Raw genomic sequence first — 18,868 nt, forward strand, 5'->3', positions numbered from 1 at the left:
CAAAGCACTCAAAAAACTGTCCACAGATTGGAGGAGCCTTAAAAAGCCTTATTTATTACCTAGAATGCTGACGTAAAAGTATTTTTTAAATTTTCTACAGATCTCTCCCTATTCTGTAAACAGAGTTTTCCACAAGGAAGGCGACCTACTGTCTCTGGATCACCAGGACCACCTCGCCCACACGGAATCCCCACCAGGTCATTTCCGTTTCATTGATGACGGTGTCCTCGGTGACACGGTACATCCAGTCATCCATTCGGACGTTGTAGGTGCTTCCTCCGAAGGACACTTCCAGCACGTAGTTCATGTGGATGGCATTGCCCTCGAACTCCATGAAACCCGGCTCTGTCACATCCCCAGCCGTGGCGTGATAGCCGCCGTCACGGGGCTCCAGGGTCCAGACGCGCGTGTCGGTCTCACCATCGCTGTACGTGAACACCTCGTCCAGGGTACCCACGCCCTCCTCATCCCATGACGCATCAATGGTGGCATCGAAATGGCGGATCACCTCGCCGGAACGGTTCTTCACCACACCACGGGCGGTCAGCTCACCCTGGAAGAACTCACTGGGCACCAGCTCCGGCTCCTGGCCCGCATAGTCGTTGATTGCGGGGCCGGAGCAGGCCGCCAGAAAGGGCAGGACCAGAAAAAGAAGCCCGTAGACGCGGCGGGCTGGATGTATGACTGCCATGGGCTGAACCTCCATCGGAATGAGTGACTGTTACTGGATACGTGGGTTTTCCCGGGAGGGTTCATTGGGTGGCCGCAGTGACGTACACAGATGTACACGTCGCCATTGGCTCGAATGACGGAGCTGTCAGAAACTGTCTTCACAGTAAACAGATGGGAGGGTCCGAGATGGCAAGCTACAAGGCGCCTCTGACCGACGTGAATTTCCTGCTCAACGAAGTGTTCGACTACCCCAGTCACTACCAGAGCCTGAGCAACGGGGCCGAGGCGACACCGGACATGGTGGACGCCATCCTCGGTGAATGTGCCAAGTTCTGTGAGAACACTCTGTTTCCGCTCTACCAGAGCGGCGACCAGGAAGGCTGCAAACTGGTGGATGGCGAGGTTAAGACCCCGGCCGGCTACAAGGAAGCCTACGAGGAATACGTGGCCGGTGGCTGGCAGGGCCTCTCCAGCCTGGAGGAATACGGCGGCCAGAACCTGCCCGCCTCCCTGGGCCTGATGAAGCAGGAGATGATGGGCACCGCCAACTGGCCCTTCAGCATGTACCCGGGTCTGTCGATGGGGGCCATGAACACCCTGCAGCTTCATGGTGATGAGGATCAGCGCCAGACCTACCTGACGCCGATGACCGAGGGCCGCTGGACCGGAACCATGTGCCTGACCGAGCCCCAGTGCGGCACCGATCTTGGCCAGGTCCGCACGAAGGCTGTCCCCCAGGAGGACGGCAGTTACCGCATCACCGGCACCAAGATCTTCATCTCCTCCGGAGACCATGACCTGGCCGAAAACATCGTGCACATCGTGCTGGCACGCACCCCGGAGGCGCCCAAGGGCACCAAGGGCATTTCCCTGTTCATCGTGCCCAAGTACCTGCCGGACGGGAAGGGCAACGCGGGCGAGGCCAACGGGGTTTCCGTGGGCGCGCTGGAAGAGAAGATGGGCATCAAGGCCTCGGCCACCTGCACCATGAACTTCGATGACGCCAACGGTTACATGGTCGGGGAGGAGAACAAGGGCATGGAGTGCATGTTCACCTTCATGAACACGGCCCGGATCGGTACCGCCATCCAGGGCGTGGGTCCGGCCGAACTCTCCTACCAGAATGCGCTGGCCTACGCGAAGGAGCGTCGCTCCATGCGTGCACTCTCTGGCAAGAAAGAGCCGGAGCAGGTGGCGGACAGCCTGATGTACCACGCGGACGTGCGCCGCATGCTGCTGACCCAGAAGGCGGTGGCTGAAGGCGGGCGGGCCATGCTCTATGATGCCGCTCAGTACGCGGATCACATGGTCTGCGGCCACCTGGAGGAGGACACGAAGAAGATCCAGAAGTACGACGACAAGCTCGGCTTCCTGACCCCGATCCTCAAGGGCTTCCTCACCGAGAAGGGTTATGAGGCCACCAACCTGGGCATGCAGGTATTCGGCGGCCACGGCTACATCAAGGAGCACGGCATGGAGCAGATCGTGCGCGACACCCGGATCGCCACCCTCTACGAGGGCACCACCGGCATCCAGGCGCTCGACCTGCTCGGCCGCAAGGTGCTGATGATGACACAGGGCGGCGCGGTGCGTGACTTCACCCTGCGCATGAGCAACGAGGCGCGCAAGCACCTCACCGACAGCACCCTGCGGCCCTGGGCCTGGCAGATCCTCAAGCTGGCAACCCAGTGGAACTGGCTGACGTTCCGGCTGATGGTCATCGCCCGCAAGGACCGCGACATGGTTTCGGCGGCCGCGCATGACTTCCTGATGTACAGCGGCTATGTCTACATGGCCTTCATGTGGCTGCGCATGGCGGCCGCCGCGCGCCAGGGCCTGGCCGAGGGCGGCGACCAGAGTGAGGATTTCTACAACGCCAAGCTCGCCACCGCTGAATTCTACTTCGAGCGGATGCTGCCACAGGCCCAGGGCCATGCCGACAGCATGCTGAGCCCCAGCGATACCCTGATGCAGCTGGGTAACGAGGCCTTCGCCTTCGATTACTGAACCCCTTTTACCCCTCCCCTGCCGGCCTCCGGGCCGGCTTTTTCATCTCAACCCCCCAGCGGCACCCTGAGGGTCATGCGCACATCGCGCCCGGGGCTCAGCGCATAGCCTTTGTAGGTATCCAGAAAGTCCCGGTAGGTCTTATCCGTCAGATTCCGCACTTCGAGGCTGAACCGCATGGGCGCGCCCGTAACGCCATCCACGGAAAAGCCCAGGGCCAGGTCCGCGACAGTATAGGCATCGGTCGATGCCGTGCCGAAGGGGGCGTTGTCGAACTGGGCGAAGGGTTCACCCGGGGCTGCCTCCCTGGAAGCGTTATGCCGGAGACCCAGGCGGATATAGGGACTGCGGGCCCATCCCCAGTTCCCGGGTGTCCAGGTTCCTGCGACCAGCAGTTCGTCAGCCGGCTGGAGTGGCAGGTCCTCACCGGTCTGGTCGTTTTCACCGTCAACGGCACTATAGGTGGTACTCAGCTCGAGCGTTTCAGTCATCTGTGCCCGGGCTGTCAGTTCCACGCCGGTGAGGACGGCGTCGGTCTGCTGGTACTGAAACACCGGCAGAGCGTCCTGCGTATTGCCCGTGTCGTGAAGGTAGATGTAGTTGTCAATCGCATTGCGGTAAACCGTGGCACTGGCAGACGTTTCGTGGGAACGCCACCGGAGCGACAGGTCGGTATTCAGCGATTTCTCAGCATCCAGGTCGTCATTGCCCTTCTGGACCGCCGCAACACCAGCATGCACCCCGTCCGCATGGAGTTCGAAAAGGGTCGGCGCCCGGAAACCACGCCCGATGTTACTGGCAAGCGTCAGGTTATCGGTCAGGGCATAGGAACCACCGAACGAGCCCGATGTCACCGAGTAGTCATTGGAGTCACTGCCTGAGAACGAAGTCGGCGCCGCCGTCTTGCTGCTTTTCGCGATGGTCTCGGTCCAGTCCTGCCGCAACCCAGCCTGCAGGGTGAGACGCCCCAGTGTGCGCTCCTCAAAGGCAAACAGGCCGACATTGTTCACCCGACCTCCGGGCGTCAGCTGGGTGGTGCCACGGGAGACCTGTTGCTTGGTGCGGTATTCAATCCCCATGCGCCCGGCGTCGAGAAACGCCAGTTGGCCGTGTCTGGCCTCGAGACGGGTGGTGTACTGGTCGAATTCAATGTCGAGGGTCCCATCAAACAGCGCATCCCTCGGGACACCGGCCGCGTTCGACTGGCGCAGGTTATTCTGCCATGCCAGGGTTGGCTGAAGGGTCCAGGTGTCATTGACCGGCAGCGTGGCGTCCAGACGAAGCTCGTCGTTCTCCAGATTCTGGCCGATGCCCTCCGGGCCCTGGCCAGGCGGCTTGTTGCCGGCCGGGGGCGGCAGCAGGAAGTTGTGTTCATTGCGCCATCCGGTATAGCGCATCCGGACCTCGCCGAAGGTCCCACGATAACCGACGCCGAGTTGACCGTTGGTCTGGTCAAAGTCCGTGTACTCCAGTGATCCGGTGTAGGCGGGTGCCCGGCGTTTGCCGGCGTCACTGGGAGGCGGCGGGAAGAAGGTCCGGTCATCCGGCACGGTGACATCCCCGGCGTCCCGGTGAATGATGCCAGCGGCAAAACTCCAGTGCTTCCCCTGGCTGGTTCCCTTGAGCCCGAGGTCATTCTGGTCGTTGTTGGTAGCATGCCCCAGTAGCGCCTCGCCCCTGTTGTGACGGGATCCATCACTGCTGAAAGTCAGTGGCAGGGGTTGTACATCCACCGCACCGCCCAGGGCATCGGATCCGTAGAGGATGCTGGAAGCGCCTCGCACTACTTCGATCCGCTCACTCAGGAAGGGCTCCATGTTCGGCGAATGCCGGGTTCCGAATTGCTGGTGATCCACACCGATGCCGTCAGACAGGATACGCACCCGATTCCCGGACAACCCCCGGATCACCGGTTTACCCACCTGGTTGCCGGCACTGACGGTATCGACCCCGGGAAGGTGATCCAGCGTCTGGCCAAGAGTGGCGCTTTCGCGGCGATCCTTGTCCTCGCCCTGCAGGACGTCAATCTGAGCGGCCTGCATCAGGGGCGAGCCCGGTGCCGGTGCGCCAGCCTCAACCACTACCTCGTCAAGGGCCATAACCCCCGTATCAGCCTCATCCTGCCCAAAGGCCAGAGGCGCGACCGTGGTAAGACCCAACAGCCCCAGGGAGGCCTGAACGGCGCCAGGCAGTCCACCGCTTTTGATTGGCTTCAATCTCATAACAACCCTATAAAACGGTATAACGTAACTTCAAGATAATCGCTCTGAGCAAGCTCCCCAATCCGGGGACTTCCAGTTCGTGATGATGGAATTATCGGATGTTATACCATAACATTTATTCGAGCAATCGAATGGTAATGGCCAGGTAAAGGAGCAATGGAATCAGCTGTGACTATTTGCCAATACAGAAGGATCCGAAGATTTCGCCCAGGAGCTCATCCGGTGTCATGGCACCGGTGATCTCGCCAAGTGCCTCCTGGGCCTGGCGCAGATCCTCGGCAAGCAGCTCACCGGCGCCGAACTCGCTGAGCTGGGTCTGGCCCTGGACCACCATGGCGCGGGCGCGCTCGAGAGCGTCAAGGTGGCGCCGGCGTGCCATGTAGCGGCCCTCGGCGGCCGTCTGGTAACCCATGCAGTCCTTCAGGTGTTCGCGCAGCGCCTCGATGCCCTCCCCGGACTGCGCGGAAAGCCGGATAACAGGGGTGCCCTCGTCTTCGGTATAGCCAGGGGTTTCACCGGAAAGGTCCACCTTGTTGCGAAGCACGGTTACCGGCAGTTCCTGCGGTAGCTGGCGGGGTAGCCCTGTTGTCAGCCTGGCAGGGTTGGTATCCGCTGTGATGGTACTGTCCGCCAGCAACAGGAGACGGTCCGCTTTCTCGATCTCCGCCCAGGCCCGGTCGATGCCGATGCGTTCCACTTCATCGGCGCTGTCGCGCAGGCCCGCGGTGTCAATGATGTGCAGCGGCATGCCGTCAATCTGGATCTGCTCTCGCAGCACGTCCCGGGTTGTGCCCTCGATTTCGGTCACGATGGCTGTGTCCTGGCCGGACAGGGCATTCAGGAGGCTGGACTTGCCGGCGTTGGGTTTTCCGGCGATGACCACCTGCATGCCGTCCCTCAGCAGTGTGCCCTGATGGGCTTCCTGGACAGTGCGGTCCAGTGATTCCAGCAGGGCCTGGAGATCCGCGGCAACCTTGCCGTCACCGAGGAAATCCACATCCTCGTCCGGGAAATCGATGGCCGCCTCCACATAGACCCGGAGCTGGACCAGTTCCTCAATAAGTCCCGAGACCACCCTGGAGAAGGCACCCTGAAGGGATTGCAGGGCACTTCGAGCCGCCTGTTCCGAACTGCTTTCAATAAGATCGGCAATGGCCTCGGCCTGGGCGAGGTCCAGTTTATCGTTCAGAAAGGCGCGTTCCGAGAATTCCCCCGGGCGTGCAAGTCGGGCCCCCCGGACCGTGGCGGAAGCCAGGATCCGGTCCATGAGGACGGGTCCGCCATGGCCCTGGAGTTCAAGGACATCCTCACCAGTAAAGGAATGCGGACCGGGAAAGTACAGGGCAATACCCTCATCCAGGACATCGCCCGTCTCATCCAGGAAAGGGCCATAGTGAGCATACCTGGGCCGGGGCTCAAACCCCAGGAAGGCTTGCGCCAGGACCAGGGCCTGTGGCCCCGAGAGGCGGATAACGCCAACACCCCCGCGGCCCGGAGGCGTAGCGAGGGCAGCGATGGTATCCCGGTCAGCACCGCTCATGGCGCGTCAGAGGATCAGCCCTTGGCGGACTTCCCCTGCTCCTTCTCGATCTGGCGGTAGATGAAGAACTGCTGTGCCATGGAGAGCACGTTGTTGCTCAGCCAGTACAGCACCAGGCCTGCCGGGAACCACAGGAAGAAGAAGGTGAACATGATCGGCAGCAGCTTCATCACCTTCGCCTGTACCGGATCCGGTGGTGTCGGGTTCAGCTGCATCTGCAGGAACATCGAGCCGCCCATCAGGATCGGCAGGATGAAGTACGGATCCATCACCGAGAGGTCGTTGATCCACAGCATGAAGGGTGCGTGGCGCAGCTGAACACTCTCGAACAGCACCCAGTAGAGGGAGATGAACACCGGCATCTGCACCAGTATCGGCAGGCAGCCGCCCAGTGGGTTGATCTTCTCCTTCTTGTAGAGATTCATCATCTCCTGGGAGAGCTTCTGGCGATCATCGCCGTACTGTTCCTTGAGACGCTGCATCTCCGGCTGGACACGGCGCATGTTGGCCATGGAACGGTAACTGGTGGCCGAAAGCTTGTAGAACGCCAGCTTAACCACGACAGTCAGCAGGATGATGGCAACACCCCAGTTGCCGGTCAGGCCATGGAACCAGTCCAGGAGGTAGAACAGGGGCTGGGAAATGAAGAACAGCCAGCCAAAGTCGACCGTGCGGTCCAGATTGGGCGCAATGCCCTGGAGACGCTCGATGATCTTGGGGCCGACGTAGACCCTGGAACTGATCTCTTTCTCTTCACCCGGAGCGACTTTGGTACCGGGACTGACAAAGCCCATGACATGGAGGTTACTGCCACGCTGGCGGGTCTGGTAGCGATGGGTCTCATCCTGGTCCGGGATCCAGGAGCTCATGAAGTAATGCTGGAGGAAAGCGATCCAGCCCCCCTCGACCTGGCGGTTCAGGGGGGTTTCCCTCAGATCCGAGAACTCGTACTTGGTATAGGGCTCCTGGGGTGTGCTCAGAACCATGCCGAGGAAAGCCTGGACGCCAAGGATCCTCTGGCCGGTGGGATCGCCACTTTCATCACGCACGATACGACCGGAGAAGTATCCGTTCCAGGGCTCACTGGAATTGTTCCGTATATGGTAGCTGACCTTCAGGCGGTAGTGATCACGCTCGAAGGTGTAGCGTTTGATGATCTGTACCCCGGAATCCGTTTTATGGGTCAGATCCACGGTCAGCTTGTCTTCACCTTCCTCCAGACGATAGCTGTCGGAGTCGCTGTTGAAGGTCAGATTCCCGTGGCCGCGTGCGGAACCACCATCACCTAGAAGACTGCTTTCAAGGATGTAGGTGAGTTCCTCGTCACTCCGGAGCAGCTGCAGGGGCTTGTCCGACTTCAGAGTTCGGGTGTGCTCGGGCAGCCAGGCTTCCACAAGATGGCCGCCGTTGAGGCTGATGCGGGCATCCAGAACGTCTGTTTTCACCCGGATGGTGTCACTGCTGTCGGCGGTCGCGCCGGATCCGGTCGCTTTACTGCTGGTCTGCTGCCCGGCCGACGCCATGTCAGATTCCGGGCGCTCAAAACCATCGCCGCTATCGCTGCTGTTCGGAGGTTGCTGGCTCTGGGTGCCCGGATCGGCGGGAGCGGACTCCTCGGCAGCCACGGGTTCGGTGGAAACGGGCTGCTGGTGATAATCCTCGTTCCAGGCCATGACGAGGAGGTAGCTGACTATGGCCAGACCGAGCCATATGGCGACGCGGGGGATATCCATGGATTGGGTCATCCTTTGCGTGAACAGGATTGATGGGTCGGGGAAACCCCTGGAACCGGATCATAACCGGAGGTGCCCCAGGGATGGCATCGGAATAGGCGGTGCAGCGCGTAGTAACCACCGCGGATCATGCCGTGCTGCTCGATGGCGCTCACGGCGTATTCGGAACAGCTGGGCGTATGCCGGCAGTGAGGGGGCATCAGTGGACTGATCCCGTACTGGTAAGCGCGAATCAGCAGAAGAAGCAGCCAGCGCATTGGGTTATCCCGTTTTTGCCGGAGACCGGGAGGTCGCCTGTTTGCCCAGCTTCCGCCACGCCCGGTCCAATTCCTGGAACAGTTCGGCATTGTCCATGGTATTGCCGCCGGGCCGGGCCAGGACAATGACGTCCAGAGCTGGCAGATCGTGCTGTCGATGCCTGAAGGATTCCCGTACGGCACGCTTGAACTGGTTGCGTGCTGTGGCCTTGGGCAGATGCCGGCGGGCCACGATGATGCCCAAACGGGGCAATGCCCGGGATTCGTCGGAACTCCGGGCAAGCATCAGGAATCCACGGCTGCCGGCCCTGAACTCGACACTGTCGAATACCCGCGTGTAATCACGACTGTTGAGCAGTCTTGCCTGGCGGGGAAATCGGAAGTCAGGCGGCAACTGGACGGGTTCAGACGCTGAGGCGCTTGCGACCCTTGGCACGGCGGCGCGCAATCACTTTGCGACCGTTCTGGGTTGCCATGCGGGCACGGAAACCATGGGTCCGTTTGCGCTTGAGGTTACTCGGCTGAAAGGTTCGTTTCATGGTGATGGTCCTGTTCAGGGCTGCGAATGTCGGAACGATGGTTTCGGCCGATGGTCCGAACACGGAGCTGCCACCGGGATGCGGGATTCTAGTCAATTTGTGGCGTTCAGACAATGGGCAGCGTTGACGGAAAAGCGGGGCAGTTACAGTAGAAACAAAGTTTTTATCTTTAATGAATCAATAAGACTGTTGTTACTGTTATTAGGGAAGCGGATTTCTGTGGATAACCGGTTACCAGCGGCTGGTGACGCCGTTTGAAGCTGGGGACGGTTCTGTTCAGTTGCGCTTGGCAAACTGGGACTAAGAGGGGGGATGGAATGGGTATAACCGGGGGTCCCTGGCCGGGGGTCGGGTTATCAAGGGGTCTGTCCGGGGTTTATACGGTCGTGAACACACGGTGTTTGCACAGTCTTCTGTGGAAAAGTCGTTTTAAGGAGAATTGATCTGTAATTTTGTGCACGACTCTGTTTTTAAGTTGGTAGTTTTCTGACTTAAAACGAAAAAGTTATCAACAGGGTGTTTATATCGTTGGCCTGGGGGGCTTTTACAGACGGTGGGCGGAGCGTAGAATACCGCTCTTGCCGGGGAGAGACCCGTCCGAAGAAGAACAATGCGAGGTCAGCAGTCGTGGCACAGGAAATCTGGCAGCAGTGTCTGGAGCTGTTACAGGATGAGTTCCCCGCCCAGCAGTTCAATACCTGGTTGCGTCCGTTGCAGTCCCGCGACGACGGAGGGTCTCTGGTGTTGCTTGCACCCAATCGGTTTGTGCGCGACTGGGTGAGCCAGAAATATCTGGATCGCATTGAGGAGGTCATCCGGGACCTGAATGGCGCCAAGGGGCTTCAGGTCGAGGTCAAGGTGGGGTCAGCGGAGGAAAACCGGTCCCGGCCGACCCATTCCTCCAGTAATCGCAGTGACAGGGCGACGAAGCGACAAACAGCGGTCAGCGCGGGTTCCGAGGTGGAGTCCGCCAGCGCGGAAGTGGCACCGCCGGTGAACGATGCCGAACTGAACACCGCTGATGAACGCCCGGTAGAGGATTCACCCGTGGCGGCGCGCATTGCCGGGCGTGCCAATGGTGGACGTGATGACCGCCGGGCGAATGTCGAAGGCGGTGTCCAGCACAGTGAGACCTTCCTGAATCAGCAGTTCACGTTTGGGACCTTTGTTGAGGGCAAGTCCAACCAGCTGGCGCGGGCCGCGTCCAGCCAGGTGGCGGAAAACCCGGGGGGATCCTATAACCCGCTGTTTCTCTACGGCGGCGTGGGTCTGGGCAAGACCCACCTGATGCACGCCGTGGGCAACGAGATCGTGCGCCGCAATCCCGGGGCACGCGTGGCCTACCTTCGTTCCGAGCGCTTTGTGGCGGACATGGTCAAGGCGCTGCAGCTCAACGCCATCAATGACTTCAAGCGCTTTTACCGGTCCCTCGATGCCCTTCTGATCGACGATATCCAGTTCTTCGCGGGCAAGGAGCGCTCCCAGGAGGAGTTCTTCCACACCTTCAATGCGCTGCTTGAGGGCGGCCAGCAGGTGATCCTGACCTGTGACCGTTTCCCCAAGGAGATCGTGAACATGGAGGAGCGGCTCAAGTCCCGGTTCGGCTGGGGCCTGACGGTCATGGTGGAACCACCCGAGCTTGAGACCCGCGTGGCGATCATCATGAAAAAGGCGGAGCAGGCACAGGTCAGCATCAGCAACGAAGCGGCCTTTTTCATCGCCCAGAAGATCCGGTCCAACGTGCGCGAGCTGGAGGGGGCGCTGAAGCTGGTTATCGCCAATTCCCACTTCACCGGCCAGCAGATTACACCGGCATTCATCCGGGAAAGTCTCAAGGACCTGCTGGCGCTGCATGAGAAGCAGGTCAGCATCGACAATATTCAGCGGACCGTGGCAGAGTACTACAAGATGAAAGTGGCGGATCTGCACTCAAAGCGCCGCACACGCTCGATCACACGGCCCCGCCAGATGGCGATGGCACTGGCCAAGGAGCTGACCAGCCACAGCCTGCCCGAGATCGGCGATGCCTTTGGTGGCCGGGACCACACCACGGTTCTGCACGCCTGCAAGAAAATCGAGGAACTGCAGGAATCGGACGCCAATATCCGCGAGGATTACCAGAACTTCCTCCGGCTTCTGACCACCTGAATCACTGACAAACCCACATCCGAACCAGGCGGAATCCGATAATCATGAAAATCCGGACCAGTCGCGAATCCCTTCTCGAGCCACTCCAGGCAATCGCCGGTGTGGTGGAAAAGAAACAGACCATGCCCGTTCTGTCGAACGTACTGCTGGTGGCCGAGGGCGAGGCCCTGACGCTGACCGGGACCAATATGGAGGTGGAACTGGTTGCCACCGTAACCGACCTGGAAGTGGAACAGGAAGGCCGCATTACGGTGCCGGCGCGCAAACTGGTGGATATCTGCCGGTCGCTTCCGGAAGCAGCGGATGTGACGCTGGCCCTGGAAGGGGATCGCATGCGGATCCGGGCGGGGGCGAGCCAGTTCACGCTGGCTACCCTGCCCGCGGATCATTTCCCGAATGTCGAGGACGATGAGGACAGCTTCACGCTCAATCTTGAACAGGGCAGCTTCCAGAGTCTGCTCAGCAGTACCGCCTTTGCCATGGCGCAGCAGGACGTTCGCTACTATCTCAACGGGCTGCTGCTCGAGATCGGGGATGACGCCATACGGGCAGTTGCGACGGACGGGCACCGTCTGGCCCTGTCGAATCTGTCCGCCCCTACCTATCTGGATGAGACACGACAGATCATTGTGCCGCGTAAGGGCGTTCAGGAACTCATCCGGTTGTTGGACGACAGTGAAAAGAATGTGGCGGTGACCATCGGCGGTAGCCACATACGGGCAACAGTGGACGGGTTCACTTTCACCTCCAAGCTCATCGAGGGTCGTTTCCCGGACTACAACCGGGTGATTCCCAGCGGCGGTGACAAGACCGTGATCGCGGATCGTGAGACGTTGCGCAGCATTCTTCAGCGCGCCGGAATCCTGTCCCACGAGAATATCCGTGGTGTGCGGCTGGAACTCGAGCCCGGTGAACTGCATGTCTACGCCAATAACCCGGATCAGGAGCAGGCGGAGGACACCATGGCGGTGGAATACCAGGGTGAGGCGCTGCAGATCGGGTTCAATGTGGGGTATCTGATCGATGTGATGAACGTCATCCGTGAGGATCAGGTCCGGATCGTTCTGTCCGGGCCCAATGCCAGTGCGCTGATTGAGAGCACTGGCCCGGATGACAATCTGTACGTTGTGATGCCGATGCGTCTTTAATCGTTTCCAGATTGGACTGACAGGGAAGCTTGGTAATGAGTGTACTGATTCAGAATAGCCCGCTAGCGGGTCGCAACAGAGGCAAACGAGCCCCTGACGAGGAAGGTAGGACGCTGGGGAGCGATCCCGCACGTGTCCTTGGGGATGGCATCAAGGGCGCGTTCCGGATCGGGCAGACGGCCATGGTGGTCGGAGGTCAGGGGGTTCGCTGGCTGCGGGGTGACCGTCATCCCCTGCCGCGGCTGATGCGGGATACCTTTGAGAGGCTTGGCGCGACCTATATCAAGCTGGGTCAATTCATCGCGTCCTCCCCGACGTTCTTTCCCCGTGAGTATGTGGATGAATTCCAGAACTGTCTGGATCAGACTCGCCCCCTGCCCTATGCGGTGATGGAGCGGATCCTGAGGGAAGAGCTGGGCAGTGCGGTGGATACGGAATTCACCCGCATTGACCGGACGCCATTGGCTTCCGCATCGATTGCGCAGGTTCACGGTGCCCGGCTGACCAATGGGGAAGAAGTGGTACTTAAGATCCAGAAGCCGGGTGTATCCAACATCCTGCTTACCGATCTCAACTTCCTCTACGTATCAGCCCGCGTTGTGGAAACCCTGGCACCGAAGCTCGCGTGGACATCGCTTTCCGGGATCATCCAGGAGATCCAGCGGACCATGATGGAGGAATGCGATTTCGTCCAGGAGGCCAATAACCTTGAGGCGTTCCGGGAGTTCCTTGATCGCACTGGTAACACTGAAGCTACGGTTCCGCGGGTTCATCGCAGGCTGAGTACTGGGCGGGTTCTGACGATGGAGCGCTTCCACGGCGTACCACTGACGGACCTGGATACCATCCGGCGCTACAGCGACGACCCGGAACGGACACTGATTACGGCCATGAACACCTGGTTTTCCAGCCTGACACAGTGTGAGTTTTTCCACGCTGACGTTCACGCTGGCAACCTGATGGTGCTGGAGGATGGTCGGGTCGGTTTCATCGACTTCGGAATCGTTGGGCGCATTGATCCCGACACCTGGACGGCGGTGTCCGACTTCATGGGCGCGCTGATGAACGCCGATTTCGGGGCCATGGCGGATGCCATGGCCAGGATCGGGGTGACGAGGGAAGGAGTGGATATCGAGGCTCTGGCGCGGGACCTCTCCGGCCTTCAACAGCACATGGAGACGGTTGTTCCGACGGATCCGCAGGAGATGCCCGATATCGAAACACTCTCCGAGGAAACGGACGATGACGTGAATGAGCTGCTGATGGATCTGGTCCGGGTGGGTGAGGATCACGGTCTTCACTTTCCACGCGAATTCGCGCTACTGATCAAACAGTTCCTGTATTTTGACCGCTACGTTCACATACTGGCGCCGGAAATGGATATGTTTCTGGATGAACGCCTTAACATGCTCCATTGAGGCTCAGGCAGATGGCACTTTTCCCCCAGCTTGTTACCTCCACCCTGGCGCTCTGGCGAGGCACCGCGATCCGCGCTCCTGACGGGGATCAGCCGGAACAGCCGCTGCAGCTGTTTGATATGGAGGGCTGCCCTCACTGCCGTCTGGTGCGGGAAACACTTACGGAGCTGGATCTGGATGCGGTGATCTACCCGTGTCCGAAAGGGGGTGACCGGTTCCGGAACCGGGCTCGCGAACTGGGCGGACGTGAACGCTTTCCGTTGCTGGTGGATCCCGAACAGGGAGAAGTTCTCTACGAAAGCCGGCGCATCAGGCGCTATCTGTGGGAGCGTTACGGTCACGGACGGGTTCCCGGGGTGAGCAGCCGGCTACCGCTCGATAAAGGGCGTGTTGTAATGGCCACCGCCTCCAGGCTTGGTCGGGGGCTTTACGCGAAGCCGGCCCGTCGGCCCGAGCGGCTTCTGGAACTCTACAGTTTCGAGTCCAGCCCGTACTCCAGGGAAGTACGCGAACTGCTGTGCGAACTGCAGCTTCCCTATGTAATCAGGAACTGTGGTAAATCGTCGGGGAGTGAGTTTGTCCTTCCTGCGGTCCGTGACCGGCTTGGACTTGAATACCAGCCACGCTCCCGCAATCGTATGGAACTGCTGGACAGAACGGGCCGTGTTGCCGTGCCTTATCTGGTGGACCCGAACCAGGGAACGGCAATGTATGAAAGCGAAACGATACTGGCGCACCTCCGCGATCATTACCAGATCTGATCCATGGCGCTGCGTGAGCTCCATCTTCATCACTTCCGCAATATTGAGCAGCAGAAACTCCAGTTCTCTTCCGACCTCAATCTGATTTATGGCGCTAACGGGAGTGGTAAAACCAGCCTACTCGAGGCGATCTACTATCTTTCCACTGCCCGCTCTTTTCGCACATCGAATCACCGTCGTGTTGTGCAGGAGGGATCCCGGTCACTGACCCTTTTCGGTGTGGTGACGGATCCGGTAAGGGGATCGCTCCGGATTGGACTGGAGCGGGAGCCCGGGGATGCAAACGGCGTCCGTCTGCAGCGTAACGGGGAGGCAGTGCGCTCGGTCTCTGAGCTCGCGAGACTTTTGCCTGTCTCAGTGATTGAACCCGGGACTTTTGAGCTGGTTGCCGGAGGGCCGGGTAATCGGCGGCGTTTTCTGGATTGGTTGGTGTTCCACGTGGAACATTGGTTCAGTGGCGTCTGGCAGGAAGCACAGAGAGCCCTTAAACAACGCAATCACCTGCTCCGGCATGGTATAATTGATCACTCGTCCATCGGCCCCTGGAACGCCAGAGTGGCGGAGCTCGGTGAGCGATTGAATCAGGGGCGTCAGGCGGGTTTCGACCGGTTTTACAATGAGTTCGAATCAATCCGCGCCAGGTCACAGGCGGAATGGCTCAACAGCGTTTCCCTGGCTTTCAGTCCAGGTTGGGATTCGAGTAACGGCCTGGCTTCGGTTCTGGAAAGCAATCTTGAGGCGGAGGCCCGTGCCGGTTTCAGTCTCTATGGCCCGAATCGGGCGGATATCCGCGTCCGGGTCGGCAAACAGCCCGCCGGGGAGGTATTGTCCCGCGGCCAGCAGCGATCCCTGGTGGTGCTTATGAAGCTGGCTCAGATGCGGGTGCTGCAATCCGTGGGCTGCGAGGGTATCTGCCTCCTGGATGATATCCATGCGGAGCTTGATGGCGAAAATCAGGCTCTTCTGGCCGGTGAACTGCTGGCCCTGAACACACAGGTTTTTCTTACCGGGATCACTGCTCCGAATGAAGGAGCGCTCGGTCACCTGATGCACAAACATGAACCTGCGATGTTCCACGTGGAACATGGCCGATTCACGGAACAATGAACGCCAAGCTGGGGGAACCCTGCGAATGTCTGATTACACCTCTACAAGCATCAAGGTACTCAAGGGTCTGGATGCCGTGCGCAAACGGCCCGGCATGTACATCGGCGACACCGATGATGGAACCGGTCTCCACCACATGGTCTTCGAGCTGGTGGACAATTCCATCGACGAGGCTTTGGCAGGGTTCTGTTCCGAGATTGGCGTTGTCATCCATCCGGATGAGTCCGTAACCGTCCGGGACGATGGTCGTGGTATTCCCACGGACCTTCATGAGGAAGAAGGCGTTTCCGCCGCCCAGGTCATTATGACCGTCCTCCATGCCGGCGGTAAGTTTGACGACAATACCTATAAGGTGTCCGGGGGTCTGCATGGCGTGGGCGTGTCCGTGGTCAACGCCCTCTCCTCGACACTCAAGTTAACGATCCGCCGCAGTGGCAAGGTCCATGAACAGGTCTACCACGACGGGATTCCGGAGGAGCCGCTCCGGATCGTTGGCGATACGGAAGCTTCCGGCAGCGAAGTCCACTTCATTCCCTCCACCGAAACCTTCACGAATATCGAGTTCCATTTCGATATCCTGGCCAAGCGGTTGCGGGAACTCGCCTTCCTCAACAGTGGTGTAAGGATCCGGCTGACCGATGAGCGCAGTGGCAAGGATGAGGTTTTCGAGTACGAAGGTGGACTCAGGGCTTTTGTTGAGCACCTGAACACCAACAAGACGCCACTGAACCGGGTATTCCATTTCACCCGGGAACGCGAGGACGGCATCGTGGTGGAAGTGGCGATGCAATGGAACGACGCGTTCCAGGAAAACATCTTCACCTTCACCAACAATATTCCCCAGCGTGATGGCGGTACCCACCTTGCCGGATTCCGGGCGGCATTGACCCGGACCCTGAACTACTACATGGAGCAGGAAGGGCTGCTCAAGAAACTCAAGGTGAACACCTCCGGGGACGACGCCCGCGAAGGTCTGACCGCGATCATCAGCGTTAAGGCGCCGGACCCCAAGTTCTCGTCCCAGACCAAGGACAAGCTGGTTTCCTCTGAGGTCAAGACGGCCGTCGAGCAGGAGATGAACCAGCAGTTCACGGACTACCTCCAGGAATATCCCCAGGAGGCCAAAACCATCGTCAACAAGATGGTTGATGCCGCCCGGGCCCGGGAAGCCGCCCGCAAGGCCCGCGATATGACACGCCGCAAGGGCGCTCTTGATGTCGCGGGTCTGCCGGGTAAGCTGGCGGATTGCCAGGAAAAGGATCCGGCACTTTCCGAACTCTTCATCGTGGAGGGTGATTCCGCGGGCGGTAGCGCGAAACAGGGGCGTGAACGCCGCACCCAGGCCATCCTGCCACTCAAGGGCAAGATCCTGAACGTGGAGAAGGCACGTTTCGACAAGATGCTGTCCTCGGTGGAGGTGGGCACGCTGATCACCGCCCTCGGCTGTGGTATCGGCCGTGAGGATTACGATCCCGACAAGCTCCGCTACCACAGCATCGTCATCATGACGGACGCGGACGTGGATGGCTCCCACATCCGTACCCTGCTTCTGACCTTCTTCTACCGGCAGATGCCGGAACTCATAGAGCGCGGCCATGTCTTCATCGCCATGCCGCCCCTGTACAAGGTCAAGCGTGGCAAGCAGGAACAGTACCTCAAGGACGAGAAGGCCAAGACGGCCTACGTCACACAGTCCGCGCTGGAAAACGCCGCTCTCTATGTGAATCCCGAAGCACCGCCTCTGGCAGGCCAGGCGTTGGAAGACCTGGTCCACGAATACCAGAGCGTGATGGAGAACATTGAGCGGCTTACCCGTGTCTATCCGGAACGTGTGCTCCAGGAGATGGTCACCCACAGGACACTGACGACCGAGGACCTCAAGGACCCAGAAACCATCCAGAAGTGGGTGGCGGAACTGGGAGAACGCCTGGTGCTGGATACCCGCACCGGTATCCGTTATGAGTTCTCAACCACTGAGGACACGGAACGCGGACTCACGCTGCCGAAGGTCACCCTCCTGATCCACGGCATTCCCTACGAATACGTGTTCCGCCATGAATTCTTCGAGTCGCCCTCGTACAGCGCTATCGCGCGCCTTGGTGAAAAACTTGATGGTCTGATTGAGCCGGGCGCTTACATCCAGAGAGGCGAGCGCCGGCATCCGGTGGACACCTTCGCGGGGGCCCTGGACTGGCTCATGCGCGAAGGCCAGAAGGGCCTGACCATCCAGCGGTACAAGGGTCTGGGTGAGATGAACCCGGACCAGCTCTGGGAAACCACCATGGATCCGGAGACACGCCGGATGATGAAGGTGACAATCGAGGATGCCATTGCGGCGGACCGGATCTTTACGACCCTGATGGGCGACGAGGTGGAGCCCCGCCGGGAATTCATCCAGACCAATGCGCTGGAAGTGGCAAACCTGGATATCTGAGGGTTACGAGTCCCAGGTATCCGGTTTCAGGGCCTGGAAGCGGGTGGCCAGATCCGCCAGGCGGTCGGGCAGGGATGGCCCGAAACACATTAACTCCAGCATCGGAAGCCGGGCCCAACGCTCCGTTTCCGCTGCCGGTGACAGCATCAACGGCCAGTGCCGCGCCAAAGCGGATTCCCCCTCCTCCCCGGTCCAGGCTTCGAGAATCAATACGGCGTCGTGTTCCACCATGCTGAGCGTCCGGACGCTCAGCTTCTCACCCGCAACCCTCTCTGAAGGCGCACTGATCCAGCCAAGCTGCGCGAACATGCTGTGGCAGGGGTGATCCGGCGCTGTCAGGCGGTACCGACCACGCCCGGTTTCCACCAGTACCAGAACCCGCGGACCCGGTACGTGCAGCCGGGCGCGCAGCCCCTCGAACGTTTCCCGGAAGCGCTGGGCAGGGACCATTTCACCCATGGTATTGCCAAGGATGCGGGCAATGCGTTTCAGGTTATCCTGGACATCGGATGCGCCGCGCGCTCCCTGAACCATGGAAAGGCGAGGCTGGTAGCGGGTAGGCAGCCAGGTCGGGCACAGGCTGGTCCCGCCGGCGATCTCATGGGCCAGGATCAGGTCGGGGTCCGGACCATCATCGAGTCCGAGATGCTGCCAGGGAACCAGCCGGTCCCCGAAGCCCAGTGCTCGGACGTAGTCCTCAATGACCGCATCACCGGCCATAACACGTCGGATCTGGGGCATCGTCGTCGCATGAAGGACCAGCGCGGTTTCGATGCAGGCACTGACGGTGGCCTGGAGTTCGGGCAGGAGGCGGGTGAAAGACTGGCTCATGGCGATTCAATGGTTCCTGTGGGGTCATCGAATCGCCAGTATTGCCGGCCT

General features: G+C 60.0%; 15 protein-coding genes. 7 read left to right on the forward strand and 8 right to left on the reverse strand.

The genetic code is table 11. The features are described from left to right. Window positions 1-145 precede the first annotated feature (145 nt). Window positions 146-691, reverse strand: coding sequence for a DUF3833 domain-containing protein (locus tag F3089_RS07270; protein WP_202405556.1), 546 nt, complete (start codon window positions 689-691; stop codon window positions 146-148). A gap of 167 nt (window positions 692-858) precedes the next feature. On the opposite strand from F3089_RS07270, the gene F3089_RS07275 reads away from it, so the two are divergent. Further along, window positions 859-2,679: an acyl-CoA dehydrogenase C-terminal domain-containing protein gene (locus F3089_RS07275; RefSeq protein ID WP_151440150.1), complete on the forward strand. Its 1,821-nt coding sequence runs from the start codon at window positions 859-861 to the stop codon at window positions 2,677-2,679. A 47-nt stretch (window positions 2,680-2,726) separates the two neighbouring features. Here F3089_RS07275 and F3089_RS07280 read toward each other — a convergent pair whose 3' ends face one another. The 6 genes from F3089_RS07280 to rpmH all read right to left on the reverse strand — a co-directional run bounded on the left by F3089_RS07280 (window position 2,727) and on the right by rpmH (window position 8,970). Beyond that, a complete protein-coding gene (locus F3089_RS07280; RefSeq protein ID WP_225741704.1) occupies window positions 2,727-4,895 on the reverse strand; it encodes a TonB-dependent receptor plug domain-containing protein in 2,169 nt (722 codons plus the stop codon). Between the two features lie 178 nt (window positions 4,896-5,073). Then, the gene (gene mnmE / locus F3089_RS07285; protein ID WP_151440152.1) at window positions 5,074-6,441 is read right to left on the reverse strand and encodes a tRNA uridine-5-carboxymethylaminomethyl(34) synthesis GTPase MnmE; all 1,368 of its coding nucleotides are present in this window, start codon (window positions 6,439-6,441) and stop codon (window positions 5,074-5,076) included. Between the two features lie 14 nt (window positions 6,442-6,455). Continuing rightward, window positions 6,456-8,174, reverse strand: a complete 1,719-nt coding sequence (yidC, locus tag F3089_RS07290) for a membrane protein insertase YidC (protein WP_151440153.1) — start codon at window positions 8,172-8,174, stop codon at window positions 6,456-6,458. Window positions 8,175-8,182: 8 nt separating this feature from the next. Continuing rightward, complete coding sequence (yidD, locus tag F3089_RS07295) at window positions 8,183-8,521, reverse strand: membrane protein insertion efficiency factor YidD (RefSeq protein WP_151440154.1); 339 nt, start codon at window positions 8,519-8,521, stop codon at window positions 8,183-8,185. Beyond that, window positions 8,436-8,825, reverse strand: a complete 390-nt coding sequence (rnpA, locus tag F3089_RS07300; RefSeq protein WP_160898191.1) for a ribonuclease P protein component — start codon at window positions 8,823-8,825, stop codon at window positions 8,436-8,438. The genes yidD and rnpA overlap by 86 nt, the downstream gene beginning before the upstream one ends. Window positions 8,826-8,835: 10 nt before the next feature. Continuing rightward, on the reverse strand, window positions 8,836-8,970 hold the full coding sequence (gene rpmH / locus F3089_RS07305) for a 50S ribosomal protein L34 (RefSeq protein ID WP_077529936.1): 135 nt from the start codon (window positions 8,968-8,970) through the stop codon (window positions 8,836-8,838). Window positions 8,971-9,597: 627 nt separating this feature from the next. Here rpmH and dnaA point away from each other — a divergent pair. From dnaA to gyrB, 6 genes are all read left to right on the forward strand, one after another. Beyond that, window positions 9,598-11,118, forward strand: coding sequence for a chromosomal replication initiator protein DnaA (gene dnaA / locus F3089_RS07310; protein WP_225741706.1), 1,521 nt, complete (start codon window positions 9,598-9,600; stop codon window positions 11,116-11,118). A 44-nt stretch (window positions 11,119-11,162) separates the two neighbouring features. Beyond that, window positions 11,163-12,266 (forward strand): DNA polymerase III subunit beta, encoded by a 1,104-nt coding sequence (dnaN, locus tag F3089_RS07315; RefSeq protein ID WP_151440157.1) that lies wholly within the window; start codon window positions 11,163-11,165, stop codon window positions 12,264-12,266. 182 nt (window positions 12,267-12,448) lie between these two features. After that, complete coding sequence (locus tag F3089_RS07320) at window positions 12,449-13,684, forward strand: ABC1 kinase family protein (protein ID WP_225741710.1); 1,236 nt, start codon at window positions 12,449-12,451, stop codon at window positions 13,682-13,684. An 11-nt stretch (window positions 13,685-13,695) separates the two neighbouring features. Next, entirely contained in the window at window positions 13,696-14,445 is a 750-nt protein-coding gene (locus tag F3089_RS07325; RefSeq protein WP_151440159.1) for a glutathione S-transferase N-terminal domain-containing protein, read from the forward strand. Between the two features lie 3 nt (window positions 14,446-14,448). Beyond that, on the forward strand, window positions 14,449-15,552 hold the full coding sequence (gene recF, locus F3089_RS07330) for a DNA replication/repair protein RecF (protein ID WP_151440160.1): 1,104 nt from the start codon (window positions 14,449-14,451) through the stop codon (window positions 15,550-15,552). Window positions 15,553-15,577: 25 nt separating this feature from the next. Continuing rightward, a complete protein-coding gene (gyrB, locus tag F3089_RS07335) occupies window positions 15,578-17,986 on the forward strand; it encodes a DNA topoisomerase (ATP-hydrolyzing) subunit B (protein WP_151440161.1) in 2,409 nt (802 codons plus the stop codon). Between the two features lie 3 nt (window positions 17,987-17,989). On the opposite strand, the gene F3089_RS07340 is transcribed toward gyrB, so the two are convergent. Beyond that, window positions 17,990-18,817 carry a substrate-binding domain-containing protein gene (locus tag F3089_RS07340; RefSeq protein ID WP_151440162.1) on the reverse strand — a complete coding sequence of 276 codons (828 nt, stop codon included), beginning with the start codon at window positions 18,815-18,817 and terminating at the stop codon, window positions 17,990-17,992. Window positions 18,818-18,868 lie beyond the last annotated feature (51 nt).

The sequence above is a fragment of the Halospina sp. K52047b genome, from assembly GCF_008709855.1.
In the GTDB taxonomy this organism is placed as follows: Bacteria; Pseudomonadota; Gammaproteobacteria; order Pseudomonadales; family Oleiphilaceae; genus Halospina; species Halospina utahensis_B.

Excerpts from the sequence above, each read along its gene's own strand:
- F3089_RS07270 (WP_202405556.1), bottom strand. The coding sequence starts at position 691 with ATGGCAGTCATACATCCAGCCCGCCGCGTCTACGGGCTTCTTTTTCTG.
- F3089_RS07275 (WP_151440150.1), top strand. The coding sequence starts at position 859 with ATGGCAAGCTACAAGGCGCCTCTGACCGACGTGAATTTCCTGCTCAAC.
- mnmE (WP_151440152.1), bottom strand. The coding sequence starts at position 6,441 with ATGAGCGGTGCTGACCGGGATACCATCGCTGCCCTCGCTACGCCTCCG.
- yidC (WP_151440153.1), bottom strand. The coding sequence starts at position 8,174 with ATGGATATCCCCCGCGTCGCCATATGGCTCGGTCTGGCCATAGTCAGC.
- yidD (WP_151440154.1), bottom strand. The coding sequence starts at position 8,521 with ATGCCGAACTGTTCCAGGAATTGGACCGGGCGTGGCGGAAGCTGGGCA.
- rpmH (WP_077529936.1), bottom strand. The coding sequence starts at position 8,970 with ATGAAACGAACCTTTCAGCCGAGTAACCTCAAGCGCAAACGGACCCAT.
- dnaN (WP_151440157.1), top strand. The coding sequence starts at position 11,163 with ATGAAAATCCGGACCAGTCGCGAATCCCTTCTCGAGCCACTCCAGGCA.
- F3089_RS07320 (WP_225741710.1), top strand. The coding sequence starts at position 12,449 with ATGGTGGTCGGAGGTCAGGGGGTTCGCTGGCTGCGGGGTGACCGTCAT.
- F3089_RS07325 (WP_151440159.1), top strand. The coding sequence starts at position 13,696 with ATGGCACTTTTCCCCCAGCTTGTTACCTCCACCCTGGCGCTCTGGCGA.
- recF (WP_151440160.1), top strand. The coding sequence starts at position 14,449 with ATGGCGCTGCGTGAGCTCCATCTTCATCACTTCCGCAATATTGAGCAG.
- gyrB (WP_151440161.1), top strand. The coding sequence starts at position 15,578 with ATGTCTGATTACACCTCTACAAGCATCAAGGTACTCAAGGGTCTGGAT.
- F3089_RS07340 (WP_151440162.1), bottom strand. The coding sequence starts at position 18,817 with ATGAGCCAGTCTTTCACCCGCCTCCTGCCCGAACTCCAGGCCACCGTC.